This window comes from Sphingomonas sp. LC-1 (assembly GCF_025371035.1).
GTDB classification, from domain to species: domain Bacteria; phylum Pseudomonadota; class Alphaproteobacteria; order Sphingomonadales; family Sphingomonadaceae; genus Sphingomonas; species Sphingomonas sanguinis_E.
On the sequence record NZ_JANZXB010000004.1, the window covers coordinates 308,948 to 333,264 of the forward strand.

A 24,317-nucleotide genomic window follows, 5' to 3' on the forward strand; every position below is an offset into this window, starting at 1 on the left:
GCGGCCCTGCCCCCCCCTTTTCACCGGGTCAGGCCGGCTTGACCTTCAGAAGAGCCAGACCGAAACCCACGAAGATCGCGCCCGTCATGCGGTTGAACGCCCGCTTCACCGTCGGCTTGTTCAGATAGCGCGACAGCGAATGACCGCCGAGCGCATAGACGGCGTACCAAAAGGCCTCGATCACCGCGAAGGTGCCGACCAGGATCGCGAATTGCGGCATCTGGGCTTTGGCGGGATTGACGAACTGCGGCAGGAAGGCGACCGCGAACAGGATCAGCTTGGGATTGCTGATCCCGATCAGGAAACCGCCACGAAGGACGGCGAAGTGCGAGAGGCCGGGCGCGATCGATCCGTCACCGACATCGACAGGCGCGACATCCGCCCGCCAGGCCTTCACCCCCAGGAACAGCAGATAGGCGACGCCCGCATAGCGGATCACCTCGAACGCGCCGGGTAGCGCCAGCAGCAATGTCGTCAGACCGGCGGCGGACGCGGCAAGGACGATCACCACCGCACTCAGGCATCCGGCCATGGCGGCCATGCTGCGCCGGAACCCCATATCGACCGACCGGGTCATGACGTGCAGCATATTGGGACCGGGCGTCCCCGACAGCAGAAACACCGCCCCGACGAAGAGCCACCATGTGTGAAGTGCCATATTCCCCCCTTATCGAATCGACGGGAGGACGAATCCCCCGTCACTTCAAGAGTTTCGGCGCCTCCGCGCGGATCACCGCCTCCAGCTGGCTGGAAAAGAGCGCCAGAAACCCTGGCAGATTTACCACAGCATGGACTTTGTCATCAAATATGGTCGCCTCCGCACCGATCGACTGGCCCATCGCGCCGACGGTGAAGTGCATCGTGTCGCCGTCCCAACGATGCTCCACGGTCGCGCCGCCGGGGATCAGCTTGCCGATCTTCCCGATCCCGCCGTCCAGGCGTTCGCGCACCGCCGCCTTGCCGAGCTTGTGCGGAATATCGAGCGAAATGGGGGCGCTCATGCGGTCATCTCCGTGGCAAAAAGCATCGCGTCGTCGGCAAAGGCCTTGAACTCCAGCGCATTGCCGCTGGGGTCGCGAAAGAACATCGTCGCCTGCTCGCCCGGTTGCCCCTTGAAGCGGACATAGGGCGCGATGCCGAAGGGCACGCCCGCCGCTTCCACTCGCGCGGCCAGCGCTTCCCAGTCGGGCATGGTCAGCACGACGCCGAAGTGCGGCACCGGCACCTGATGGCCGTCCACCGCATTCTCGACCGCAACCGGCTTGGCGTCGGGGTCGAGATGGGCGACGATCTGATGCCCGAACAGGTCGAAGTCGATCCAGTGGTCGCTCGACCGGCCTTCGGGGCAGCCCATGACCTCACCATAGAAATGGCGGGCGGCGGCCAGGTCGTGGACCGGGAAAGCGAGGTGGAAAGGGCGAAGGGTCATGAGGGGAAGCTAGGGTGGTGGGGCAGGTTTTTCCACCCAAACTTCCTCGCCTTGCAGGAGAGGAATAGCTACGATCCCGCATTGCCCCTGTCACAGTGGCTTGCCATAGCCTGTCGCCGTGACCCGCTATCCCGCTCTTGTCGCCCTGATCGCCGGGGCCGTCGCCGCCTGCGGCTTTGCGCCGCTCGACCTCTGGCCGCTGCTCGTCGCCGGGCTGATCCTGCTGCTGGCTCTCGTCCATGACGCTCGCAACATTCGTTCGGCGCTATGGCGCGGATGGGTGTTCGGGGTCGGGCATTTCACGGTCAACAACAACTGGTTCCAGCACGCCTTCGACTTTCAGGACAAGATGCCGCCGGTGCTGGGCTATTTCGCGGCGGTGGGATTGGCGCTCTACCTCGCGGTCTTCCCGATGGCGGCGGCGGGCGTTGCATGGCGGTTGCGGGGGAAGCGGCCGGATACGCCGTACGTCCTGATCTTCGGAGCCGCCTGGATCGCGACCGAATATCTCCGCGCGCGACTGTTCACCGGCTATGCCTGGGATCCATTGGGGGTGGCGTGGCTGCCCGTCATCGGCGTGGCGCGGATGAGCGCCATTGTCGGCACCTATGCGCTGTCGGGGCTGACCGTGGTGCTGGCGGGGGCGATCTGGCTGGCGCTTCGACGGCGCTGGCATCTCGCCGCGATCATGGTCCCCGCGACCGGGCTCGCCGCCCTCTCCGCCCCCCTGACTCGCGCGCCCGAACCGAGCCCGGATGCACCCTTGGTCCGCGTCGTACAGCCCAATATCAGCCAGGATCAGCGCGGGCAGAGCGACGGGCCGCTGCTCCTCGAACGGCTGGTGCAATTGTCGGGGCGTCCCGGCCCCCGCCCCCGGCTGGTCGTCTGGCCCGAAGGCGTGGTCCGCGACATGATCGAAGATGGCTATCCCGAATGGGCCTATTTCGGGTTCAACTATGCCCCGCCCTTCTGGACCCGCCGCCAGATCGCGCGCGTCCTGGGGCCGCGCGACACCGCGCTGGTCGGCGGCACCGCGCTCTATTTCTCGCCAGATCGCGCGCGCGTGACGAGTGCGACCAACAGCGTCTTTGCAATCTCGCCAGCCGCGCGGATCACCGGTCGGTACGACAAGGCGCATCTGGTCCCCTATGGCGAGTATCTGCCCATGCCCTGGCTGCTCAAGCCGCTCGGCCTGGCGCGACTCGTTCCTGGCGATATGGATTTCACCCCCGGCCCCGGCCCGCGCAACTTGCGCGTCGCGGGCTTCGGCCCGGTCGGGGTGCAGCTCTGCTACGAGATCATCTTTTCCGGTCAGGTGGTCGATGAGGCGCATCGCCCGCGCCTGCTCTTCAATCCCTCCAACGACGCCTGGTTCGGCCGCTGGGGCCCGCCCCAGCATCTGGCGCAGGCGCGGATGCGCGCGATCGAGGAAGGATTGCCGATCATCCGCGCGACGCCCACCGGCATCTCCGCCATCATCGCCGCCGATGGCCGCCTGATTGCGACCGTGCCCCACGAAACGGCGGGCGCAGCCGAGGCCCCCCTGCCCGCCGCGTTGCCGCCGACGCTCTTCTCGCGGATCGGCAACATGCTGGCGCTGGCCATCGCCATGGGTCTGGCAGCGATCGGCGTTGCCATTCGCCGCCGCGCTCGCTAGAGGACATATAAAGCTATCTTTATATCGTTATGAGGACGGGAATGCGGAACTCGTACATCTTCACCTCGGAATCGGTTTCCGAAGGTCACCCCGACAAGGTCGCCGACCAGATCAGCGACGCGATCGTCGACCTGTTCCTGTCCAAGGACTCCGAAGCGCGCATCGCGTGCGAGACGCTGACCACCACCAACAAGGTCGTGCTGGCGGGCGAAATCCGCTGCAAGGGCGTGTTCGAGAACGACCAGTGGGCCGAGGGCGCACTGGAAGAGATCGAGCAGACCGTTCGCGATACCGTCAAGCGGATCGGCTATGAGCAGTCGGGCTTCCACTGGGAGAATTTCGACTTCTCGAACAACCTGCACGCCCAGTCGGCGCACATCGCGATGGGCGTGGACGAGAGCGGCAACAAGGACGAAGGCGCCGGCGACCAGGGCATCATGTTCGGTTACGCGACCGACGAGACCCCGGGCCTGATGCCCGCCACCCTCTATTACAGCCACAAGATCCTGGAAAAGATGGCGGCCGACCGCCATTCCGGCGCGGCCCCCTTCCTGGAGCCCGACGCCAAGAGCCAGGTGACGCTCCAGTACGAAAACGGCGTGCCCGTCCGCGCGACCGCGATCGTCGTGTCGACCCAGCATTCGGCCGAGCTGTCGAACGAGGCGGGCCAGGCCAAGCTTCGCGACTATGTGAAGTCGGTCCTGACCGAAATCCTGCCCGAAGGCTGGCTGCCCGACGACAAGCAGATCTACGTCAACCCGACCGGCCTGTTCGAAATCGGCGGCCCGGACGGTGACGCCGGCCTGACCGGCCGCAAGATCATCGTCGACACCTATGGCGGCGCGGCTCCGCATGGCGGCGGCGCGTTCAGCGGCAAGGACCCGACCAAGGTCGACCGCTCGGCGGCTTATGTCGCGCGCTACCTCGCCAAGAACGTCGTCGCGGCGGGCCTGGCCAAGCGCTGCACCATCCAGCTGTCCTACGCGATCGGCGTTGCCGAGCCGCTGTCGGTCTATGTCGACCTGCACGGCACCGGCACCGTCGAGGAAGCCAAGCTGGAGGCCGCGCTTCCCAAGCTGGTCCGCCTGACGCCTAAGGGCATTCGCGAGCACCTGAAGCTCAACGCGCCGATCTATTCCAAGACCGCGGCCTATGGCCATTTCGGCCGCGAAGCCGAAGGCGCGCTGTTCACCTGGGAAAAGACCGATCTGGTCGACCGGATCAAGGGCGCCGTCGCCTGATCCGATCACCAAGGAATGACGTGAAAGGGGAGCTTCGGCTCCCCTTTTTCATGGCTGGTCCGGCGTCTCGCCCTGCACCTGGCCATGCGCCAGCAGCGTGAACAGCCCCGCTCCGCCGACCAGATTGCCGAGGATTGCCGGGAGCATCAGCCCGAACACGGCCTGTTCGATCGTGATCTTCCCGATGAACATCAGCAGGAAGGTCTCGTCCGCGCCGACGATCGAATGGCTGAACCCGGCGATGGCGATGACATAGGTGATCGCCAGGATGATCCAGAAGGCCTGGTTCCGGCCATTGGGCAGGATCCAGGCAACCACCGCGATCAGGAAACCGGCGGGGATGGCGTTGATGAACGTCTGCCATCCGTTCAGGTCCAGAATGCCCGCCGACACCGCGATCATCGCCTCGCGAATCTCCGGATTGCCCAGCGCCCCGCCCGCCACCATCCCGGCGGCGAGCGCGGTGCCGATCAGGTTGGCGAAGAGCACGATCCCCCACAATCGCAGAGTCCGCTGCAACGCCCAGCCCGATGGCCTGGTCACCAGCGGCAGCATCGCAGTGATGGTGCTTTCCGTGAACAATTGCATCCGGCCCAGGATCACCACCAGAAAGCCGACCGGATAGCCGAGTGACGCCACCAATTCGCGCCACGGTGCCTCGGGCAATCCGGCATGCAGCGCGCCCTCCGCAATCAGCGAACTGTGGATCGCGACGCCCGCTGCCAGCCCCGACCAGAACAGTGCGCCCGCGGGGCGATCGAGTTCGCTCTCCCCCGCCTCGCGTACCGCACGGTGGAGATCCTTGGCATCGGCGGCTTTCTGCGCCTTGCCCTCGGCTTTGCTGTCATCCTGATCCATTCCCAGCCAGCAACGCGCGCGCACGGTCTTGGCTCCCGCCCCCTCCCCGCGCTAAGGGCGCGCGATGAACGATCCGACGACGATCCGCCGCCTCTATGGCCGGCGACAGGGCCATAAGCTGCGCCAAGGTCAGGCTGCGCTGGTCGAGGACATGCTGCCCACCCTCAGCGTGCCCGAGGACGGCTCGCTCGATGCGATGCGGCTGTTCGGGGACGATCGCCCGCTACAGGTCGAGATCGGCTTCGGCGCGGGCGAGCACCTGGCGGGTCAGGCCGAAGCGACGCCGGGCACCGGCTTCATCGGCTGCGAACCGTTCCTGAACGGGGTGGTCGGCGCGCTGGGCCATATCCGCGACCGCGACCTGTCCAATGTCCGCCTGCACATGGGCGACGCGCTGGAGGTGATCGAGCGACTGCCCGATGCCAGCCTCGACCGCGTATACTTGCTCCATCCCGATCCCTGGCCCAAGGCGCGCCATGCGAAGCGGCGAATGATGAACCACGGCCCGCTCGACACCATTGCCCGCAAGCTCAAGAGCGGCGGCGAGTTCCGGCTGGGCACCGACGACCCGACCTATTGTCACTGGTCGATGATGATCATGAACGCGAGGGCCGATTTCGAATGGCAGGCGAAAAGCCCCCGCGATTTCCTGACCCGCCCCGCCGACTGGCCCGAGACCCGATACGAACGCAAGGCGCGGCGCCAGGGGCATGAGGTGTGGTATTTCCGGTATATCCGGCGGTGATCCACGATCCCCGCTGGTGGTGGCGAGGTCGTCTATAGTCGGACCGTGATAGATCGCTGGTCCGCGCGGTTTGTCGCAACGAGATCGGGTGTGACCGGCACGGGGGTCAGGTCGCGCCGGGTCAATTCGTCCAGGATCGCGGTGCGATCGCCATTGTCGGGCGCGGTGCTGACCATTTGGAATGCGGCCAGCAGAGTCTCATCATCCATGAACTCGATCAGGTCGGGGTCTAGCATCGGGTCCATCGCTTTCCTCCCTTCTATTATTCTGCATCAATAACAAGCGGATCGCGGACAGGTTGCCAAGCGGAATATGTCAGGGTGAGACGCTGGACCTGATCGCCCCTGGCCAGCAAAGGCCATGCGGCTATAGACGGCGCGACGATCCGGGGAGCGGTGAGAATGGTGGATGACAGCTGGGGCGTGACCCCGCCCAAGGGCGGTTTGCGCATCCGTACGAACGACAGTCTGGAGGATCGCGCTGCCGCGCGGGCGCGGGCTCGCGAAGCAAGAGCCGGGGATCGGGCGTCGGCGATGACGGCGCGGATCGAGGCGCGGGCCGCCTTTCGCGAGCGCGAGACGGCAGCACGCGAGGCCGATCGTACGGCACGGCGCGAAGCCGAAATGGTCGCCGCCGCGAAAGACCCGCATGCCGTTGCCGCCAAGCGCCATCGCACTTCCGGCCGCAAGGATGTGGTTCGCGAACAGCGCGATACGCGCGGCTATGCCACGGTGGTCGATGAGGGGCGGATTCGCGAACTTGCCAAGCGCGGCGCATCGCTATCCGGACTGGCCGGAGCGTTCGGCATCACCGAAGACGCGATTCGGGACATATTGGCGTCGGAGGCATAGGCTCCGTCCCCCCGGCGCGAGAATGGTCGCGGAGCTCGGCGTTCCGATCCCCCTACGCACCCCATCAAAGGTCAGGATTCAGCCAGAGCGCCGTGGAGCTATTACCGAAGCTTGCCCGACTGGATGTCCGCCTGCACCCGGATTGTGTGGGGGCAACGATCTTTGCACTAAGAGGGACCCGGCCTAACGCCTTGCTTACCGAATTGCGCTAAGCCCCCTATTCGATGGCCGATATTCCGCCCCCTTCCGTGCGCCCGCCGCGTCCTGCCTCCGCCGTCAGCGCGGGCGTCGGGCTGGCGGGGCTGGTCGGGTCGGTCGCCTGGATCGGCTTTGCGCGGTGGCGTCATCTGGACGGGCCTTATGCCGCCCTGGTCCACCTGGTGTGCGCGGGGGTGCCGATGCTGCTCTGGTCGATCCTGATCGACCGGGTCCATCGATCGCCCACGACGGGGATCGACTGGGCCCATCCACGCCCTGCCCGCGAGACGCTGGACATCAGCCTGACCAAGCTGGCCGGGCTCTGGGCGACGTTCGGATTGATCGCGCTGATCTACGCCACGGGGCGCTTCTATTGGCAGGGCATTTTTCTGTTCGCGATGAACTGCCTGGCCTGGGCGGCGCCGGCCCTGTTCCTGTTGTCCATTCCCTATGTGCTGTGGCTCGACCGGCGGCTGGTCGAGCCCAGGGATGGCGCATGGATGCTGGGCGCGTGGTTGACCGGACAGCCCGGTGTCGAGCGCGAGGCGATCTGGGCGCATTTGCGTGCCTGGGGGGTGAAGGCCTTCTTTCTCCCCTTCATGCTGGGGGTGGTGCCCGGTGGGTTCGGGATGTTCGTGCGCGGCGACCTCGGCACCGTGCTGCACGATCCGGTGGCTTTGGCAAATTGGCTGATCACGCTGATGTTCCTGATCGACGTGGCGTTCGCGACGGTCGGCTATATGCTGACGATGCGACCGCTCGATGCGCATATCCGCTCGGCCAATCCTTATGCGGCGGCGTGGGCGGCGGCGCTGATCTGTTACCCACCGACGATTCTGATGGGCGATGGCGGCCCGCTCAACTATCGGCCGGGGACCGTCGAATGGAGCTATTGGTTCGCGGGGCATCCGATCATCCTGTCGGCGATCGGGACGATGCTGATCGCGTTGACCGCCATCTATGCCTGGTCGACGGTGGCGTTCGGGATACGCTTTTCCAACCTGACGCACCGGGGCATCCTGACCCACGGGCCTTATGCGGTGTCGCGGCATCCCGCCTATCTGTCGAAGAATATCTTCTGGTGGATCGCGACCATTCCGATCCTGTCGACGGGTAGCTGGATGGATGCAGGCCGCAGCAGCTTGCTGCTCGGGGTGGTCAACGGGGTCTATTATTGGCGTGCGAAGACGGAGGAGCGGCATTTGTCCGCTGATCCGGCCTATCGGGACTATTCGGACTGGATGGCGCGCTACGGGTTGGTGCCGCGGTTCTTTCGGTGGGTATCAGGGCGGGGGTAAGCCTTTGGCCTTCGACTTCGGCGCTTAGCCCATCAGCCGAAGGCCACGCCCCCATGCTTCGTCAGAAGCTGGCCTCGTCATAGACCCGCGAAATATCTCCACCCCATACGCCATGATAATGGTCGAGCAGCACCTGAGCCGGCACCTTGCCCGACCGCACGATCTCGCGCAGCGGATCGAGGAAGCCGGTCTCGTTATCCCCGGCCCCGTTCAGCCGCGCCCGCGCCGCCAGGCCCGCATGGGCGATGTCGAGCACTTCGCCCGCAATGTCGCGCAGGCGTCCGCCGCCCGGCAGCGGGGCGTCGAGCGCCAGTTCGGGCACCGCGTCGCGTAGCGCCTGCCGCTCGTCCAGCGACCAGCTCTTCACCAGATCCCAGGCGGCATCCAGCGCCGCGTCGTCATAGAGCAACCCGACCCAGAGCGCGGGCAGCGCGCAGATGCGGTTCCACGGGCCACCATCGGCGCCGCGCATTTCCAGGAAGGTCTTGAGCCGCACCTCGGGAAAGGCGGTCGACAGATGGTCGTTCCAGTCGTCGATCGTCGGCAACTCGCCCGGCAGGACCGACAATTCACCCTTCAGGAAGTCGCGGAAGGACAGCCCGGCGGCGTCGATATACTTGCCGTCGCGGTAGACGAAGTACATCGGCACATCGAGCGCATAGTCGGCGTAGCGCTCATAGCCGAACCCGTCCTCGAACACGAAGGGGAGCATGCCGGTGCGCGCGGGGTCGGTGTCCGACCAGATATGGCTGCGGAAGGACAGCTTGCCGTTGGGCTTCCCTTCCGTGAAGGGCGAGTTGGCGAACAGCGCGGTCGCCAGCGGCTGCAGCGCCAGGCCGACACGGAATTTCTTCACCATGTCCGCTTCCGATGCATAATCCAGGTTCACCTGGATCGTCGAGGTCCGCAGCATCATGTCGAGCCCCAGCGAGCCCACGCGCGGCATGTGCCGCAGCATGATCGCATAGCGGCCCTTGGGCATGATCGGCAGTTCGGCACGCGTCTTGTCCGGCCACATGCCCAGCCCCAGGAAACCCAGGCCCAGCTTCTCGCCCGCCGCCTTCACCTGTTGCAGGTGACGGCCCGTCTCGGCACAGGTCTGGTGCAGATTGTCGAGCGGTGCACCCGACAGCTCGAACTGCCCGGCGGGCTCCAGGCTGATCGAGCCGTCCGCTCCGTTCAGCGCGATGACGTTGCCGCCCTCCAACACCGGCGTCCAGCCATATTGCTCCAACTCGCCGAGCAGCGTGCGAATTCCCGAAGCCTCGTCATAGGAGGGCGCGTGATGATCGCCCCGCGCATAGACGAACTTCTCATGCTCGGTCCCGATCCGCCAGCGGTCGCGGGGCTTCTCCCCCTTCGCGAAGCTGGCGATCAGTTGGTCGCGCGACTCGATGATGGCGCCCTTGGCGGTGCTCGCGGTCTTGGTGCTCATGAACCGCGCCTTACGCGGGCGCGCGCGTCCGCGCCATAGGGTGAATCAACGCCAGTCGCCCGCTGCCGCCATCCAGAGCGACACCGCCGCCGCCGCCGCCGTATCCGCGCGCAGGATACGCGGGCCCAGGCCGATGCCGACCGCCTGTTCATGCGCCCGGATCGCCTCGCGCTCCTCGGTGTCGAAGCCACCCTCCGGCCCGATCAGGATCGCCGCCGGCCCCTGATGCGCGCGCATCGCGTCGAGAGCGGGCACGCCGCCATTCTCATCCGCGAAGAACAGTGCACGCTCGGGCGGCCAGTCGCGCAGCAGCGCGGGCAGCTTCACCGGCTCGGCCACCTCCGGCAAGGCCGTCCGCCCGCATTGCTCGGCCGCCTCGATCATATGGGCGCGAAGCCGATCGGTATTGGGCTTGTCGACCACGGTGCGCCGCGTGACCACCGGCACCAGCCGCGCCACCCCCAGTTCGCATGCCTTTTCCGCCAGCCAGTCGACACGGCCCTTCTTCAGCGGCGCGGCGCAGAGCCACAGGTCCGGCACCGCCTCGCGCTCGCGCAGGCGCTCGGTCACGTCCAGCGTCAGGTCGCGCTTGCCCACCGAACCCGCGATGCCCAGCCATTCGCCGGTACGGTCGTCGAACAGCTTGACCGGATCGCCGACCTTGGTCCGCATCACCGAGATCAGATAATGCGCCGCCGGGCCATCGATGCGGATCGCCCCCTCCGCCAAAGGCTGATCGACGAACAGACGGGGCGTGGATTGCGGCGGCCAGGCGGGGGTAGCGGGCATGGGCTCCGCTTACACGGGTTGCGGGGCGCTTGCCACTTTTGCCGTCTCGGGTGTTTTGCCTCCCGAAAGGACGGATGATGGGCAAACATTATCAGGAAGAGCTGGAGGCGCTGCAACTGGCGCTGGTCCGCACGCAGATGGCGATGGCGGAATCGGACGAACGGGTCGTGATCCTGCTGGAAGGACGCGACGGGGCCGGCAAGGACGGGACGATCAAGCGCATCACCGAGCATCTCTCGGTCCGCGCCACCCGTGTCGTGGCGCTGCCCAAGCCCTCCGATCGCGAGCGGACGCAATGGTATTTCCAGCGCTATGCCGGCCATCTGCCCGCGGCGGGCGAGATCGTGATCTTCAACCGCAGCTGGTATAACCGGGCGGGCGTCGAGGTGGTCATGGGCTTCTCCACCGCGACCGAGCAGGAGGCGTTCCTGCGCGACGCCCCCGATTTCGAGCGGATGCTGGTCGAAAGCGGCATCCGGCTGGTCAAGATCTGGCTCGACATCGGCAAGGGCGAACAGGAAAAGCGGCTGGAGGCGCGGCGCACCGATCCGCTGAAGGCGCTCAAGGTCTCCGACATGGACAAGGTCGCGCAGGCCAAATGGGCCGATTATTCGGCGGCGCGCGACACGATGCTGACGCGCACGCATACCCCCTATGCACCGTGGCATATCGTCCGCGCCGACGACAAGAAGGACGCGCGGATCGCGATCATCCGCCACATCCTCCACCGCATCGCGCCGCCAGAGATCGCGGCGGGTGTCAAACTGCCCGATCCCGACCTGCTCTTTCCGTTCGAGCTGGCGGCGCTGGAGGATGGACGGCTGGCGAAATAGGGGCGACGTTCAGCCTTTCTTGACCATGTCCGGGCCATAGCGTCGGCGTGTCATGGCACCGGGCCATGGCCGGGATCGAAAGCATCGCCATGAAACGGGCCGCCCCCCGGATCGCCGCCACTCTGATCGTCCGGGACGAGGCGCGCTGCATCGCGCGGTGCCTGCGCAGCGTCGCGCCCTGGGTCGACCGGATGGTGGTGCTCGATACCGGATCGACCGACGACACCGTCGCCATCGCGCAAGAACTGGGGGCGGAGGTCTATCACCTGCCCTGGCCCGACAGCTTCGCGGCGGCGCGCAACCATGTGCTGGAGTTGGCCGATGCCGACTGGAACCTGGTGCTCGACGCGGATGAGTGGATCATCGCGGGCGGCGAATCGCTACGCGCCTGGTGTCAGGCACCGGACCGGCTCGGATGCCCGTGCCTGCACCACGAGATGGATGGAGCGGACACCAGTTTGCGCAGCTGGGTGACGCGGGTGATCCCGCGCGGCGTCCGATATGAGGGGCGGGTGCACGAACAGGTCGCATCCCCCCTGCCCCGCACACGGGTCGGCCTGGATATCGGCCATGACGGCTTTCACGCGGCGCAAATCGCGCGCAAAACCCATCGCAACCACGCCCTGCTGCTGGTCGATCTGGAGGAGCGGCCCGACGATCCGTATCTGGTCTATCAATTGGCCAAGGACGCCCAGATGCGCGGCGATGTGGCGGCAGGGTGCGATCATTCTCTGCGCGCGGTGGCGTTGACCGCACGAGATGCCAATTGGCGACACGAGCTGGTGATCAACGCCATACAATTGTTGGCCAAGGCGGGCCGCCTGGACGACGCGCTGGCATTGGCCGATGCGGAATTCCCCTATTGGCCGCAGTCGCCGGACTTTTTCTTCGTGCTGGGCGACCTTTTGCTCGATCACGCTGTGGCCGATCCCGCGCGGGCGGTCGATCACTGGCTGCCGCTGGCCGACGGAGCATGGGAACGATGCCTGGCGATCGGCGAGCGCCCCGAGCTGGAGGGAAGCGTCGCCGGACGGGGCAGCCATCTGGCGCAGCACAATCTGAACGTCATCCGGTCGCAACTGGCGGCATTGTCCGTCTAGAGCGGTTTCCGATCAGCTTGGATCATCGGCGCGGAGGTGATTTCGGTCCGGGCAAGGCGCGCGAAGGGAGCGATGCACCAGCATCGTGACCGACAAGCCACGCCGCCCCGCGCCGAACGAGGCCGCCTCCGGGACCTATCGTGCGTCAGCGCCGCCGGATCAGCCACCATGCCACGACCAGCGCAAGCACCGCGACCAGAACCACACCGCCAATCATCCCCGCCACGCGCAGAATGGCCCAGAACAGCGCCTCGACGAAACGGCCGACCGCGACCGACAGGCCGATCATGGGATGGAGACGGAGTGGGAGGTCACGGACCGAAGATAGGTGCGAACGCTCTTGCGCGCCACGGGGGACCTCCATAGGCGCAAGCCCATGACCATCGAGATCGTACCCGATAGCGAGCATAAGGGGTTGGTCGGGCGACTGCCGCCCCGGTGGCGGGGGCTTGCGCTGCTGGCGCGATTCGACCGGCCGATCGGCTGGTGGCTGCTTTTCTGGCCGGGCGTCTGGGCGATCGCGCTGGCCGGCGGACTGCCGCAGCGCTGGCCGCTGATCCTGTGGTTCCTGCTCGGCTCGATCGCGATGCGCGGCGCGGGCTGCGTCTTCAACGATATTGTCGACCGCGATCTGGATGCCAGGGTCGCGCGGACCCGTGCGCGACCGATCCCGTCGGGGCTGGTGTCGGTCAAGCTGGCAGCGGTCTGGCTGAGTGCGCTGTGCCTGATCGGACTCGTCGTGCTGGTGCAGTTGCGCCCCCTCGCCGCGATCGTCGCGGTCGCCAGCCTCGCGCCGGTCGCCGCCTATCCATTCATGAAGCGGATCACCTGGTGGCCGCAGGCCTGGCTGGGCATGGTGTTCAGTTGGGCCGCCCTGGTCGGCTGGGCGGAGGTGGCGGGCGAACTCTCCGCGCCGCTCTGGCTGCTTTACGCCGGATCGATCGCCTGGGTGATCGGATACGACACCATCTATGCGCTGCAGGACCGCGAGGACGATGCGCTGATCGGGGTGCGATCCTCGGCGCTGCGCATGGGGGCCCATGTGAAGTCGGGGGTCGGGGCCTTCTACCTCGTGGCTGTCCTTTGCTGGGCGGCGGCGATCTGGCTGGTTCGGCCGGACGTGCTGGCCATCGCGGCGCTGGCACCGGTGGCGCTGCATCTGGCGTGGCAGGTGGCGACGCTGACGCCCGATGACGGTGCCGGGGCGCTGTACCGGTTCCGGTCGAACCGCTTCGCCGGGCTGCTGATGGCGCTGGCCTGTGCGGTGGTGGGGAGCGCAGGCTGACCGTCGCCCCAGCGCAGGCTGGGGCCTTTTCGAGAGGACATCCGATCATCGCCACAGATCCCGGCCTTCGCCGGGATGACGACCTTGCCTTGATCTCGCGCAACGCTTTGGCGGGTTGTCGCGTTGAGGCATTTCCGTCACATCTCGAGGTCGATGACCGTAGCCACGCCCGTCACCCGCTCGCTTGCCGAAAGCCATCGCTCGATCGCCATTCCGGAAGGGGCATCCTTCCTGCGGCGGTTGTTCGCCTTTGCGGGGCCGGGCTATCTGGTCGCGGTCGGCTATATGGACCCCGGCAACTGGGCGACCGACATCGCTGGCGGATCGGCCTATGGCTATGCGCTGCTCTCGGTCATCCTGCTCTCGAACATCATGGCGATGATCCTCCAGGCGCTGTCGGCGCGGCTGGGTATCGCCGCCGGGCTGGACCTGGCCCAGGCGTGCCGGGCGGCCTATTCCAAGCCGGTCTCGCGGATCCTATGGCTGCTCTGCGAGGTCGCAATCATCGCCTGCGACCTGGCGGAGGTGCTGGGGACCGCCATCGCGCTGCAACTGCTGTTCGACCTGCCGCTGGTCTGGGGCGTGCTGATCACCGGGTTCGACGTCTTCCTGATCCTCGCGCTCCAGCGTTACGGCTTTCGTAAGGTCGAGGCGTTCATCATCGCGCTCCTCCTCATCATCGGCGGGTGCTTCCTCTACGAACTGATCGCCTCGCGCCCCGATCCGCGGTCGGTGCTGGCGGGATTCGTGCCCACGACCCGGATCGTGACCGACCCGGCGATGCTCTATATCGCGATCGGCATCCTCGGTGCGACGGTGATGCCGCACAATCTCTACCTCCATTCCTCGGTGGTGCAGACGCGCGCCTTTGGCCTGTCGACCGAGGGCAAGCGCGATGCGATCAAGATGGCGACGATCGACAGCACGGTGGCGCTGTTCTTCGCCTTCTTCATCAACGCCGCGATCCTGATCGTCGCCGCCGCGACCTTCCACGTCGCAGGGCGCACCGACGTAGCGGAGATCGACCAGGCCTACCGGTTGCTCGCCCCGATGCTGGGCGCGGGCGCAGCGAGCGTGGTGTTCGGCGTCGCCCTGCTCGCCTCGGGCCAGAATTCGACCGTCACGGGGACACTCGCCGGGCAGATCGTGATGGAGGGCTTTCTCGACCTGCGGCTCGCCCCCTGGCTGCGGCGGCTGATCACGCGAGGGCTGGCCATCGTTCCGGCGGTGCTGGTGGTGGGGGCCAGCGGACAGGCGGGCGCGACCAGGCTGTTGGTGCTCAGCCAGGTGATCCTCAGCCTGCAACTGCCCTTCGCGGTGGTGCCGCTGGTCCGCTTCACCGCGGACAAGGGGATGATGGGGCCCTTTGCCAGTCCGATTTGGCTCCGTTTCCTGTCCTGGGTGATTGCGGCGGTGATTATCGTGCTTAACCTGACCCTGCTCTGGGGCATCGCCACCGGCTGATCTTCGTCGTCTTTTGCAAAGGAATGCCGCGTGACTTCACCCTCTGCGCGGCTAAGCTGGCGATGACCGGACCACAGGGATCGCCGAATCGATGACGACCACCATCACCACTCTCCACGTCGACGACACCGGGCCGCTGGCCGACGCCATTGTCGATACGCTGGTGCACCGGATCGGCAAGGACGCCGCCAATGCCCGCCTGCACGACTGGCTGGCCGCGACCATCCTGACCGTCCGCAACGACATTATCGAGCGCTGGATGGCGTCCACCCGCGAAGCCCATGCGGCGGGTGCCAAGCGGGTCTATTATCTCAGCCTGGAATTCCTGATCGGACGGCTGCTGCGCGATGCGCTGTCGAATATGGGGGTGATGGCGCAGGTGGCGGGCGCGCTCCATGCGCTGGGCGTCGATCTCGCCGAACTGGAAGAGATCGAACCCGATGCGGCGCTGGGCAATGGCGGCCTGGGGCGGCTGGCGGCGTGCTTCATGGAGAGCCTCGCCAGTCTCGATCTGCCAGCTTACGGCTATGGCATCCGCTATGTGAACGGCATGTTCCGCCAGCGGATCGACGATGGCTGGCAGGTCGAACTGCCCGAAACCTGGCTGAGCCACGGCAATCCCTGGGAGTTCGAGCGTCGCGAGAGCGCCTATTTCGTCGGCTTCGGCGGCGAGGTGATCGGGACCGAGACCGGCGCGGTCCATTGGAAACCCGCCGAGGCGATCGAGGCGATCGCGGTCGACACCCCCGTGGTCGGCTGGCGGGGCAAGCGCGTCAACACGCTGCGGCTATGGACCGCGCAGGCGATCGATCCCATCCGGCTCGATCGGTTCAACGCGGGCGACTATACCGGCGCGCTGGCGGGGCAGTTGGCGGCGGAGACGTTGGTCCGCATCCTCTATCCCTCCGATAGCTCGCCCGCCGGGCAGGAATTGCGGCTGCGGCAGGAATATTTCTTCTCGTCGGCTTCGATCCAGGACATCGTCCGGCGGCATATCCAGTATTTCCACGACATCCGGACCCTGCCCGACAAGGCGGCGATCCAGCTCAACGACACGCATCCCGCCGTGTCGGTCGCCGAGCTGATGCGGCTGCTGGTCGATCATCACGATCTGGGTTTCGAGGAAGCGTGGGACATTACCCGCCGCACCTTCGGCTATACCAACCACACGCTGCTGCCCGAGGCGCTGGAAAGCTGGCCGCTGCACCTGTTCGAACGGCTGCTGCCACGCCACATGCAGCTAATCTATGCGATCAACGCCAAGCTGTTGCGCGAGGCGCGCGGGGTCGAGGGGATTGACGACCGCGCCATCGCCGCGATCAGCCTGATCGACGAAGGCGGCGAGCGGCGGGTGCGCATGGCGAACCTGGCCTTTGCGGGTAGTCACAGTGTCAACGGCGTCGCCGCGCTGCATACCGAGCTGATGAAGAAGACGGTCTTCGCCGACCTGCACCACCTCTATCCGACACGGATCAACAACAAGACCAACGGCATCACGCCGCGCCGCTGGTTGCAGCAATGCAACCCGCAGCTGACCGCCTTGATCCGCGAGGCGATTGGGCCGGGTTTCGAAGATGACGCGGAAAAACTGATAGCGCTCACGCAATTCGCAGAAGATGCGAATTTCAGGGAACGCTTTCTCAGCATCAAACGTTCCAACAAGGTGGGGCTGGCAAATTATCTCCGGGAATCGAGCGGGCTGCGTATAGACCCCGATGCGCTGTTCGACGTCCAGATCAAACGCATCCACGAATATAAGCGCCAGTTGCTCAACATCATCGAGACTGTCGCGCTCTACGACCAGATCCGCAGCCATCCGGAGCGTGACTGGACCCCGCGCGTCAAGCTGTTCGCCGGGAAAGCGGCGTCGAGCTATCACAATGCCAAGCTGATCATCAAACTGGCCAATGATGTCGCCCGCCGGGTGAATTCGGACCCCAGCGTCGGCCATCTGCTGAAGGTCGGGTTCATTCCCAACTATAATGTCAGCCTGGCCGAAAAAATCATCCCGGCCGCCGATCTGTCCGAACAGATTTCGACCGCGGGAATGGAAGCGTCGGGCACCGGCAATATGAAGTTCGCGCTTAACGGCGCGCTGACCATCGGCACGCTCGACGGCGCCAATGTCGAGATCAAGGAGCATGTGGGCGACGATCATATCGTCATCTTCGGCCTGACCGCCGACGAGGTCGCCGCCAAGCGTCGCGACGGCTACAATCCGCGCGAAGTCATCGAGGGCAGCCCGGAACTACGCCAGGCGGTTTCCGCCATCGCCTCGGGCGTGTTCTCGCCCGACGATCCCGGCCGTTATGCCGGGCTGATGGGCGGGCTGTATGACGGCGACTGGTTCATGGTTGCCGCCGATTTCGATGCTTATGCCGCCGCGCAACGCCAGGTCGATGCCCGCTGGCAGGACCAGGCGGGCTGGGCGACCTCGGCCATCCACAATGTCGCGAAAGTCGGATGGTTCTCCTCCGATCGCACCATCCGGCAATATGCCGAGGAAATCTGGAACGTGATGTGAAGCCACCCCGTGCCGCCTTGGATGCCCTGATCGAGGGCCGCAACGCTGATCCCTTCGCGTTGCTGGGACCTCATCAGGGACCGAGCGGCACCTTCCTTCGCGCCGTGGTGCCGGGGGCGGAACAGGTGATCGCCTTCGATCTGGCGGGCACCCGATTGGGCGAACTGAAGCAGGTCGACGCGCGCGGTCTGTTCGAGGGGGCGGTGACGGGCGAGCCCCAGCCGGTCAAATATTGCGCCAGCGGACACGGCGCGGAATGGTGGATCACCGACCCCTACAGCTTCGGCCCGGTGCTGGGGCCACTCGACGATTTCCTGATGGGCGAAGGCAATCACTTCCGCCTGTACGACAAGATGGGCGCACACCTGATCGAGCATCAGGGGGTGGCGGGCGTCCACTTCGCGGTCTGGGCCCCCAATGCCGAGCGGGTGGCGGTCGTCGGCGACTTTAACGACTGGAACCCCGGCCGCCACGTCATGCGCCGCCGCCTGGATGTCGGCGTCTGGGAAATCTTCATCCCCGATATCGGCGAGGGCCGCGCCTACAAGTTCGCCATTACCGGTCCGCACGGCGCGGAACAGCCGATGAAGGCCGACCCCTTCGCCTTCGCCGCCGAGCTCCGCCCCAAGACCGCCTCGGTCACCACCGCCCCGCCCGAACATCGCTGGCAGGACAAGGAGCATCGCGAGCATTGGGCGGGCGTCGATCCGCGCCGCGTGCCGATCAGCATCTATGAAGTCCATGCCGGATCATGGGACCGCGACGAAAATGGCTGGTATCTCAGTTGGGATGCACTCGCCGAACGGCTGATCCCATACGTGGTCGAGATGGGCTTCACCCATATCGAATTCCTGCCCATTTCCGAACATCCCTACGACCCGAGCTGGGGCTATCAGACCACCGGCCTCTACGCGCCGTCCGCGCGGTTCGGGGATGTCGAGGGTTTCGCGCGGTTCGTCGACGGGGCGCACCGCGCCGGGATCGGGGTGATCCTGGACTGGGTGCCCGCCCACTTCCCCACCGATGCGCATGGCCTGTCGCATTTCGACGGCACAGCGCTCTACGAGCATGAGGACCCGCGTCAGGGCTTCCACCCCGACTGGAACACCGCCATCTATAATTTCGGGCGGCGCGAAGTGGCGAGCTTTCTCGTCAACAACGCGCTCTTCTGGCCCGAGCGCTATCATATCGACGGGCTGCGCGTCGATGCAGTCGCCTCGATGCTGTACCGCGATTACAGCCGCAAGGACGGCGAATGGGTGCCCAACGAACAGGGCGGTCGCGAAAATTGGGAAGCGGTCGAATTCCTCCGCCAGGTCAACCGACAGGTATATGGCCAGCATCGCGGCGTCTTCACCGTCGCCGAGGAATCGACCGCCTGGCCCGGCGTCTCGGCACCTGCGCATGACGGGGGCTTGGGCTTCGGGTTCAAGTGGAACATGGGCTTCATGCACGACACGCTCCAGTACATGGCGCGCGAACCCGTGCATCGGCGCCACCATCATGGCGAGATCCTGTTCGGGCTGCATTACGCCTTTGACGAGAATTTCGTCCTGCCGCTCAGCCATGACGAGGTGGTGCACGGCAAGGGCAGCCTGCTGACCAAGATGGCGGGCGACGACTGGCAGAAATTCGCGAACCTTCGCGCCTATTATGCCTTCATGTGGGCCTATCCGGGCAAGAAGCTGCTCTTCATGGGCCAGGAATTCGCGCAGCGCGAGGAATGGTCGGAGAGCCGCGCGCTCGACTGGCATCTGCGGTCCAGTCACGCGCATGAGGGCGTCCGCTCGCTGGTCCGCGACCTGAACCATCTCTACCGCGAGACGCCCGCACTCCACGCCCGCGACTGCGAGCGCGAGGGGTTCGAATGGCTGGTCGCCGACGACAGCGCGCATTCGGTCTTCGCCTGGCTGCGCAAGGCACCGGGCGAGAAGCCGGTGGCGGTCATCGTCAATATGACGCCGGTGGCACGGGCACCCTATCGCCTGCCCTTGCCGCATGACGGCCGCTGGACCGAGGTGCTGAATTCGGACGCCAGCCAATATTGGGGTTCCGGCCTGGGCAATATGGGCGGTGTGGATGCGAATGATGGCGCGGCCTGGGTGACGCTGCCGCCGCTCGCGACCGTCATCCTGCGTTTCGACGGCTGATGCAGGTTTAGGCTTTTCCAAGAATATCGATGCGTTGTCAGCGCGTTACGACACCAACAAACGGATGGGGAGACGGAAAAATGGACCTGAGGCGCGGACAACCGCTGGCGCGCGATGCCATGGCCTATGTGCTGGCGGGTGGCCGCGGCAGTCGCCTGATGGAGATGACCGATACCCGCGCCAAGCCCGCCGTCTATTTCGGCGGCAAGGCGCGGATCATCGACTTCGCTTTGTCCAATGCGATCAATTCGGGCATCCGCCGCATCGGCGTCGCGACCCAGTACAAGGCGCATTCGCTGATCCGCCACCTCCAGCGCGGCTGGAACTTCCTGCGCGACGAGCGCAACGAGAGCTTCGACATCCTGCCCGCCAGCCAGCGGATCAGCGAATTCCAATGGTATGAGGGCACCGCCGACGCGGTGTTCCAGAATATCGACATCATCGAGAGCTATGCGCCCGAATTCATGGTCATCCTGGCGGGCGACCATGTCTACAAGATGGACTATGAACTGATGCTCCAGCAGCATTGCGACAGCGGCGCCGACGTCACCGTCGCCTGTCTGGAGGTCAGCCGCGCCGAGGCGAGCGCGTTCGGCGTGATGCATGTCGATGAGACCGACCGCATCGTCGATTTCGTCGAGAAGCCCGCCGATCCGCCTTCCATCCCCGGCAATCCGGACATCGCGCTGGCGTCGCTGGGAATCTATGTTTTCCGCACCGCCTTCCTGTTCGAACAATTGCGCCGCGATGCCGAGACGCCGGGATCCAGCCGCGACTTCGGCAAGGACATCATCCCCTATCTGGTCGAGCACGGCAAAGCCCAGGCGCACCGCTTCTCCGCCTCCTGCGTCCGCTCCAGCGACGAACCCGGCGCCTATTGGCGCGATGTCGGCACGGTCGACGCCTATTGGGAGGCGAGCCTCGACCTGACCGACGTGGTGCCGCAGCTCGACCTGTACGACCGCAGCTGGCCGCTCTGGACCTATGCCGAGATCACGCCCCCCGCCAAGTTCGTCCATGACATCGACGGACGGCGCGGATCGGCGGTGGCCAGCCTCGTCGCGGGCGACTGCATCGTGTCGGGATCGTCCATCCACCGCTCGCTGCTGTCGACCGGGGTGCGCACCCACAGCTTCGCGATGCTGGACGAAGCGGTGGTCCTGCCCTTCTGCCATATCGGACGCGGGGCACGGTTGCGGCGCGTGATCCTCGACCGCGGCGTCAAGATTCCCGACGGGCTGGTGGTCGGCGACGATCCGGTGCTCGACGCGCACCGTTTCCGGCGGACCGATAAGGGTATCTGCCTCATCACCCAGCCGATGATCGATCGTCTGGCCAACTGAAAGTCCCCATGACCCTCTCCGTCCTGTCGGTCGCCTCGGAGGCGTTCCCGCTCATCAAGACCGGCGGCCTTGCCGATGTGGTCGGGGCGCTGCCCGAGGCGCTCGCGCCCCATGACATTGCCGTCACCACGCTGATCCCCGGCTTTCCCAAGGTGATGCGCGCGATCGGCGACGGCGCTCCCCGCGTCCATCACTGGACGCACATCATCGGTACAGAGGCCTGGCTGCGCGAGGCCCGGATCGGCGAGTATCGGCTGCTGGTGATCGAGGCGCCGCAGCTTTGGGAGCGCGACGGACTTCCCTATGTCGATACCGCCGGCAACGACTGGCACGACAATTGGCGGCGATTCGCGGTGCTGGCGCGGGCGGGGGCGGATCTGGCCTCGGGCGCGGTGCCGGGATATGACTTCGACCTGCTGCACGCGCATGACTGGCAGGCGGCACTGGCCCCGGCCTTTCTCCATTATGCCCCCGGCCCCGGCAAGGTCGCCAAGAGCATCGTCACCATCCACAATATCGCCTTTCAGGGGTCGTTCGCGGCGCATCACTTCCCCGATCTCGGCCTGCCGCCCGAGGCTTGGTCGGTCGACGGCGTCGAATATTATGGTCAGATCGGCTATCTGAAGGCGGGCCTGCGCACCGCGGACGCCATCACGACGGTCAGCCCCACCTATGCCGAGGAAATCCACCGCGCCCAATATGGCATGGGGCTGGAAGGGCTGATTGCCGCCCGCGCGGAATGCGTCAGCGGTATCGTCAACGGCATCGACCCCGCCATCTGGAGCCCAAAGGCCGACGCCGCCCTGCCCGCCCCCTTCACCGCGGAGACGCTGGACGACCGCGTCGCCAACAAGCGTGCCGTGGAAAAGGCGTTCGGGTTGGACGAGGACGACAGCCCGATCTTCACCGTCATCAGCCGCCTGACCTGGCAAAAGGGCATGGACGTGCTGGTCGAGGTGGTGGACGATCTCGTCGCGCTCGGCGGACGGCTGGTGGTGTTGGGCACGGGCGACCCGGCGTTGGAGATCGCCTTCGCCACCGCCGCGCTTCGCCATCCGGGGCGCGTCGCGGTCCGGATCGGCTATGACGAGCCCGTCTCGCACCTGCTGCAAGGCGGCTGCGACGCGATCCTGATCCCCTCGCGCTTCGAACCATGTGGGCTGACCCAGCTTTATGGGCTCGCTTATGGATGCGTCCCCGTGGTCGCGCGGACCGGTGGGCTTGCCGATACGATCATCGACGCCAACGAGGCCGCACTGGCCATGGGCGTGCCGACCGGCCTTCAATTCGACAATGTCACCGCCGACAATATTATCGCCGTGCTGCGTCGCACAATGAGACTCTATGCCGACCGGGACCAATGGCGGACCATGCAGGTCAATGGCATGAATGCCGATTATAGCTGGCATCATAGCGGCCGGCACTATGCCGAACTCTACCGTTCCGTTCTGGGGGACCAATGATCAAGACCGTCGCGACGCAGCCTTATCTCGACCAGAAGCCAGGCACCTCTGGCCTGCGCAAGAAGGTGCGGGTGTTTCAGCAGCCCAATTATGCCGAGAATTTCGTCCAGTCAGTGTTCGACGCGCTAGGCGATGAGAAGACCGGCCAGACTCTGGTGATCGGTGGCGACGGCCGCTTCCTCAACCGCGAGGTGATCCAGGTCGCGATCCGCATGGCCGCAGCGAACGGTTTCGCCCGCGTGGTCGTGGGCCAGGGCGGCATCCTGTCGACCCCGGCGGCCAGCAACGTGATCCGCCAGCGCAAAGCGCTGGGCGGCCTGGTCCTGTCGGCCAGCCACAATCCCGGCGGCCCGGACGAGGATTTCGGGATCAAGTACAATATCTCCAATGGCGGCCCCGCCCCGGAGAAGGTGACCGATGCGATCCACGCCAACACCAAGGCGATCAGCCGCTGGCTGACCGTCGAGGCGGCGGACATCGATCTCGATACGCTGGGCGAAGTGACGGTCGGCGACATGACGGTCGAGGTGATCGACTCGGTCGCCGATTATGCGGCGCTGATGGAGAGCCTGTTCGACTTCGCCGCGATCAGGAAGGCGGTCGAGGGCGGCTTCACCATGTCGTTCGACGCGATGAGCGCGGTGACCGGCCCCTATGCGACCGAAATCCTGGAAAAGCGGCTCGGCTTCGCGCCCGGCACCGTGCGCAACGGCACGCCGCTCCCCGATTTCGGCGGGCATCACCCCGACCCCAATCTGGTCCATGCCAAGGAACTCTACGACCGGATGATGGCGGCGGACGCGCCCGATTTCGGCGCGGCCTCGGATGGTGACGGCGACCGCAATCTCATCATCGGGCGCGGGCGCTTCATCACACCGTCGGACAGTCTGGCCATGCTGGCAGCGAACGCGCACCTCGCCCCGGCCTATGCCGGTGGGTTGAAGGGCATCGCCCGCTCGATGCCGACCAGCGCCGCCGCCGACCGGGTGGCCGAGAAGCTGGGCATTCCCGCCTACGAGACGCCTACGGGGTGGAAATTCTTCGGCAACCTGCTCGATGCGGGGATGGCGACCATCTGTGGCGAAGAGAGCGCAGGGACCGGCTCGGACCATGTGCGCGAAAAGGACGGGTTATGGGCGGTGGTGCTCTGGCTCAACATCCTCGCCGCCTCGGGCAAGTCGGTCGACCAGATCGCGCGCGATCACTGGGCGACCTATGGCCGCAACTATTATGCGCGCCACGACTATGAAGGCGTCGAGAGCGAACGCGCCGATGCGCTGATGGCCGATCTGCGTGCCAAGCTGCCGACCCTGCTGGGCGAGAGTTTCGCGGGTCTGACGGTCGAGACGGCGGACGACTTCGCCTATACCGACCCGACCGACCAGTCGGTCAGCCGCAACCAGGGCATTCGCGTGCTGTTCGAGGGCGGAAGCCGCGTCGTGTTCCGCCTGTCGGGCACCGGCACCAGCGGTGCGACCTTGCGCGTCTATCTGGAGCGCTATTCGGCCGACGAACTTGACCGCGAGACGCCCGAAATGCTCGCCGACATCATCGCGGCGGCGGACGAGATTGCTGGGATCACCCAGCATACCGGCCGCACCGAACCCGATGTGGTGACCTGATCGATTTGGGGGGGAGAGCGAAGCGCCCTCCT

General features: G+C 65.9%; 22 protein-coding genes. 14 read left to right on the plus strand and 8 right to left on the minus strand.

Annotated features, from left to right (window positions below; genetic code table 11):
* Window positions 1–28 precede the first annotated feature (28 nt).
* From NZL82_RS08555 to NZL82_RS08565, 3 genes are read right to left on the minus strand one after another with little or no spacing between them, the layout of a single operon-like run.
* Window positions 29–658 carry a LysE family translocator gene (locus NZL82_RS08555; protein ID WP_261269331.1) on the minus strand — a complete coding sequence of 210 codons (630 nt, stop codon included), beginning with the start codon at window positions 656–658 and terminating at the stop codon, window positions 29–31.
* A gap of 40 nt (window positions 659–698) precedes the next feature.
* The gene (locus tag NZL82_RS08560) at window positions 699–1,001 is read right to left on the minus strand and encodes a polyhydroxyalkanoic acid system family protein (protein ID WP_261269332.1); all 303 of its coding nucleotides are present in this window, start codon (window positions 999–1,001) and stop codon (window positions 699–701) included.
* Window positions 998–1,429: a VOC family protein gene (locus NZL82_RS08565; protein ID WP_261269333.1), complete on the minus strand. Its 432-nt coding sequence runs from the start codon at window positions 1,427–1,429 to the stop codon at window positions 998–1,000. The genes NZL82_RS08560 and NZL82_RS08565 overlap by 4 nt, the downstream gene beginning before the upstream one ends.
* A gap of 118 nt (window positions 1,430–1,547) precedes the next feature.
* Here NZL82_RS08565 and lnt point away from each other — a divergent pair, with 118 nt between their 5' ends.
* Together lnt and metK are read left to right on the plus strand one after the other, a co-directional pair.
* Complete coding sequence (gene lnt, locus NZL82_RS08570; RefSeq protein ID WP_261269334.1) at window positions 1,548–3,086, plus strand: apolipoprotein N-acyltransferase; 1,539 nt, start codon at window positions 1,548–1,550, stop codon at window positions 3,084–3,086.
* A gap of 41 nt (window positions 3,087–3,127) precedes the next feature.
* On the plus strand, window positions 3,128–4,327 hold the full coding sequence (gene metK / locus NZL82_RS08575; RefSeq protein ID WP_261269335.1) for a methionine adenosyltransferase: 1,200 nt from the start codon (window positions 3,128–3,130) through the stop codon (window positions 4,325–4,327).
* A 48-nt stretch (window positions 4,328–4,375) separates the two neighbouring features.
* Here the strand turns inward: metK and NZL82_RS08580 are convergent, their stop codons facing one another.
* Entirely contained in the window at window positions 4,376–5,185 is an 810-nt protein-coding gene (locus tag NZL82_RS08580; RefSeq protein WP_261269367.1) for a formate/nitrite transporter family protein, read from the minus strand.
* Between the two features lie 64 nt (window positions 5,186–5,249).
* Here NZL82_RS08580 and trmB point away from each other — a divergent pair, with 64 nt between their 5' ends.
* Window positions 5,250–5,930, plus strand: a complete 681-nt coding sequence (gene trmB, locus NZL82_RS08585) for a tRNA (guanosine(46)-N7)-methyltransferase TrmB (RefSeq protein WP_261269336.1) — start codon at window positions 5,250–5,252, stop codon at window positions 5,928–5,930.
* Between the two features lie 32 nt (window positions 5,931–5,962).
* Here the strand turns inward: trmB and NZL82_RS08590 are convergent, their stop codons facing one another.
* A complete protein-coding gene (locus tag NZL82_RS08590; RefSeq protein ID WP_261269337.1) occupies window positions 5,963–6,175 on the minus strand; it encodes a hypothetical protein in 213 nt (70 codons plus the stop codon).
* A gap of 156 nt (window positions 6,176–6,331) precedes the next feature.
* On the opposite strand from NZL82_RS08590, the gene NZL82_RS08595 reads away from it, so the two are divergent.
* Window positions 6,332–6,781, plus strand: a complete 450-nt coding sequence (locus tag NZL82_RS08595; protein WP_261269338.1) for a hypothetical protein — start codon at window positions 6,332–6,334, stop codon at window positions 6,779–6,781.
* Window positions 6,782–7,005: 224 nt separating this feature from the next.
* On the plus strand, window positions 7,006–8,277 hold the full coding sequence (locus NZL82_RS08600; protein WP_405051351.1) for a methyltransferase family protein: 1,272 nt from the start codon (window positions 7,006–7,008) through the stop codon (window positions 8,275–8,277).
* Window positions 8,278–8,338: 61 nt separating this feature from the next.
* Here the strand turns inward: NZL82_RS08600 and NZL82_RS08605 are convergent, their stop codons facing one another.
* A complete protein-coding gene (locus tag NZL82_RS08605) occupies window positions 8,339–9,712 on the minus strand; it encodes a glutamate--cysteine ligase (RefSeq protein WP_261269340.1) in 1,374 nt (457 codons plus the stop codon).
* Between the two features lie 45 nt (window positions 9,713–9,757).
* On the minus strand, window positions 9,758–10,501 hold the full coding sequence (locus NZL82_RS08610; RefSeq protein WP_261269341.1) for a 16S rRNA (uracil(1498)-N(3))-methyltransferase: 744 nt from the start codon (window positions 10,499–10,501) through the stop codon (window positions 9,758–9,760).
* 77 nt (window positions 10,502–10,578) lie between these two features.
* Between NZL82_RS08610 and ppk2 the strand changes: the two genes are divergently transcribed.
* Together ppk2 and NZL82_RS08620 are read left to right on the plus strand one after the other, a co-directional pair.
* Entirely contained in the window at window positions 10,579–11,334 is a 756-nt protein-coding gene (gene ppk2 / locus NZL82_RS08615) for a polyphosphate kinase 2 (RefSeq protein WP_261269342.1), read from the plus strand.
* Between the two features lie 89 nt (window positions 11,335–11,423).
* Window positions 11,424–12,434: a glycosyltransferase family 2 protein gene (locus tag NZL82_RS08620; protein ID WP_261269343.1), complete on the plus strand. Its 1,011-nt coding sequence runs from the start codon at window positions 11,424–11,426 to the stop codon at window positions 12,432–12,434.
* A gap of 145 nt (window positions 12,435–12,579) precedes the next feature.
* On the opposite strand, the gene NZL82_RS08625 is transcribed toward NZL82_RS08620, so the two are convergent.
* On the minus strand, window positions 12,580–12,723 hold the full coding sequence (locus NZL82_RS08625) for a hypothetical protein (RefSeq protein ID WP_261269344.1): 144 nt from the start codon (window positions 12,721–12,723) through the stop codon (window positions 12,580–12,582).
* A gap of 87 nt (window positions 12,724–12,810) precedes the next feature.
* On the opposite strand from NZL82_RS08625, the gene ubiA reads away from it, so the two are divergent.
* The 7 genes from ubiA to NZL82_RS08660 all read left to right on the plus strand — a co-directional run bounded on the left by ubiA (window position 12,811) and on the right by NZL82_RS08660 (window position 24,285).
* Entirely contained in the window at window positions 12,811–13,719 is a 909-nt protein-coding gene (ubiA, locus tag NZL82_RS08630) for a 4-hydroxybenzoate octaprenyltransferase (RefSeq protein WP_261269345.1), read from the plus strand.
* A 153-nt stretch (window positions 13,720–13,872) separates the two neighbouring features.
* Entirely contained in the window at window positions 13,873–15,183 is a 1,311-nt protein-coding gene (locus NZL82_RS08635) for an Nramp family divalent metal transporter (RefSeq protein ID WP_261269346.1), read from the plus strand.
* Between the two features lie 91 nt (window positions 15,184–15,274).
* Window positions 15,275–17,707, plus strand: coding sequence for a glycogen/starch/alpha-glucan phosphorylase (locus tag NZL82_RS08640; RefSeq protein WP_261269347.1), 2,433 nt, complete (start codon window positions 15,275–15,277; stop codon window positions 17,705–17,707).
* On the plus strand, window positions 17,704–19,857 hold the full coding sequence (gene glgB / locus NZL82_RS08645) for a 1,4-alpha-glucan branching protein GlgB (protein ID WP_261269348.1): 2,154 nt from the start codon (window positions 17,704–17,706) through the stop codon (window positions 19,855–19,857). Before NZL82_RS08640 ends, glgB begins: the two co-directional genes overlap by 4 nt.
* A gap of 80 nt (window positions 19,858–19,937) precedes the next feature.
* Window positions 19,938–21,200 (plus strand): glucose-1-phosphate adenylyltransferase, encoded by a 1,263-nt coding sequence (glgC, locus tag NZL82_RS08650; protein ID WP_261269349.1) that lies wholly within the window; start codon window positions 19,938–19,940, stop codon window positions 21,198–21,200.
* Between the two features lie 8 nt (window positions 21,201–21,208).
* The gene (gene glgA, locus NZL82_RS08655; protein WP_261269350.1) at window positions 21,209–22,663 is read left to right on the plus strand and encodes a glycogen synthase GlgA; all 1,455 of its coding nucleotides are present in this window, start codon (window positions 21,209–21,211) and stop codon (window positions 22,661–22,663) included.
* Window positions 22,660–24,285, plus strand: a complete 1,626-nt coding sequence (locus NZL82_RS08660; protein WP_261269351.1) for an alpha-D-glucose phosphate-specific phosphoglucomutase — start codon at window positions 22,660–22,662, stop codon at window positions 24,283–24,285. The genes glgA and NZL82_RS08660 overlap by 4 nt, the downstream gene beginning before the upstream one ends.
* Window positions 24,286–24,317: the final 32 nt, after the last annotated feature.

Bases quoted from the DNA above. Each gene is read 5' to 3' on its own strand.
- NZL82_RS08555 (WP_261269331.1), bottom strand. From the start codon at position 658: ATGGCACTTCACACATGGTGGCTCTTCGTCGGGGCGGTGTTTCTGCTG.
- NZL82_RS08560 (WP_261269332.1), bottom strand. From the start codon at position 1,001: ATGAGCGCCCCCATTTCGCTCGATATTCCGCACAAGCTCGGCAAGGCG.
- NZL82_RS08565 (WP_261269333.1), bottom strand. From the start codon at position 1,429: ATGACCCTTCGCCCTTTCCACCTCGCTTTCCCGGTCCACGACCTGGCC.
- metK (WP_261269335.1), top strand. From the start codon at position 3,128: ATGCGGAACTCGTACATCTTCACCTCGGAATCGGTTTCCGAAGGTCAC.
- NZL82_RS08580 (WP_261269367.1), bottom strand. From the start codon at position 5,185: ATGGATCAGGATGACAGCAAAGCCGAGGGCAAGGCGCAGAAAGCCGCC.
- trmB (WP_261269336.1), top strand. From the start codon at position 5,250: ATGAACGATCCGACGACGATCCGCCGCCTCTATGGCCGGCGACAGGGC.
- NZL82_RS08590 (WP_261269337.1), bottom strand. From the start codon at position 6,175: ATGGACCCGATGCTAGACCCCGACCTGATCGAGTTCATGGATGATGAG.
- NZL82_RS08595 (WP_261269338.1), top strand. From the start codon at position 6,332: ATGGTGGATGACAGCTGGGGCGTGACCCCGCCCAAGGGCGGTTTGCGC.
- NZL82_RS08600 (WP_405051351.1), top strand. From the start codon at position 7,006: ATGGCCGATATTCCGCCCCCTTCCGTGCGCCCGCCGCGTCCTGCCTCC.
- NZL82_RS08605 (WP_261269340.1), bottom strand. From the start codon at position 9,712: ATGAGCACCAAGACCGCGAGCACCGCCAAGGGCGCCATCATCGAGTCG.
- NZL82_RS08610 (WP_261269341.1), bottom strand. From the start codon at position 10,501: ATGCCCGCTACCCCCGCCTGGCCGCCGCAATCCACGCCCCGTCTGTTC.
- ppk2 (WP_261269342.1), top strand. From the start codon at position 10,579: ATGGGCAAACATTATCAGGAAGAGCTGGAGGCGCTGCAACTGGCGCTG.
- NZL82_RS08620 (WP_261269343.1), top strand. From the start codon at position 11,424: ATGAAACGGGCCGCCCCCCGGATCGCCGCCACTCTGATCGTCCGGGAC.
- NZL82_RS08625 (WP_261269344.1), bottom strand. From the start codon at position 12,723: ATGATCGGCCTGTCGGTCGCGGTCGGCCGTTTCGTCGAGGCGCTGTTC.
- ubiA (WP_261269345.1), top strand. From the start codon at position 12,811: ATGACCATCGAGATCGTACCCGATAGCGAGCATAAGGGGTTGGTCGGG.
- NZL82_RS08635 (WP_261269346.1), top strand. From the start codon at position 13,873: ATGACCGTAGCCACGCCCGTCACCCGCTCGCTTGCCGAAAGCCATCGC.
- NZL82_RS08640 (WP_261269347.1), top strand. From the start codon at position 15,275: ATGACGACCACCATCACCACTCTCCACGTCGACGACACCGGGCCGCTG.
- glgC (WP_261269349.1), top strand. From the start codon at position 19,938: ATGGACCTGAGGCGCGGACAACCGCTGGCGCGCGATGCCATGGCCTAT.
- glgA (WP_261269350.1), top strand. From the start codon at position 21,209: ATGACCCTCTCCGTCCTGTCGGTCGCCTCGGAGGCGTTCCCGCTCATC.
- NZL82_RS08660 (WP_261269351.1), top strand. From the start codon at position 22,660: ATGATCAAGACCGTCGCGACGCAGCCTTATCTCGACCAGAAGCCAGGC.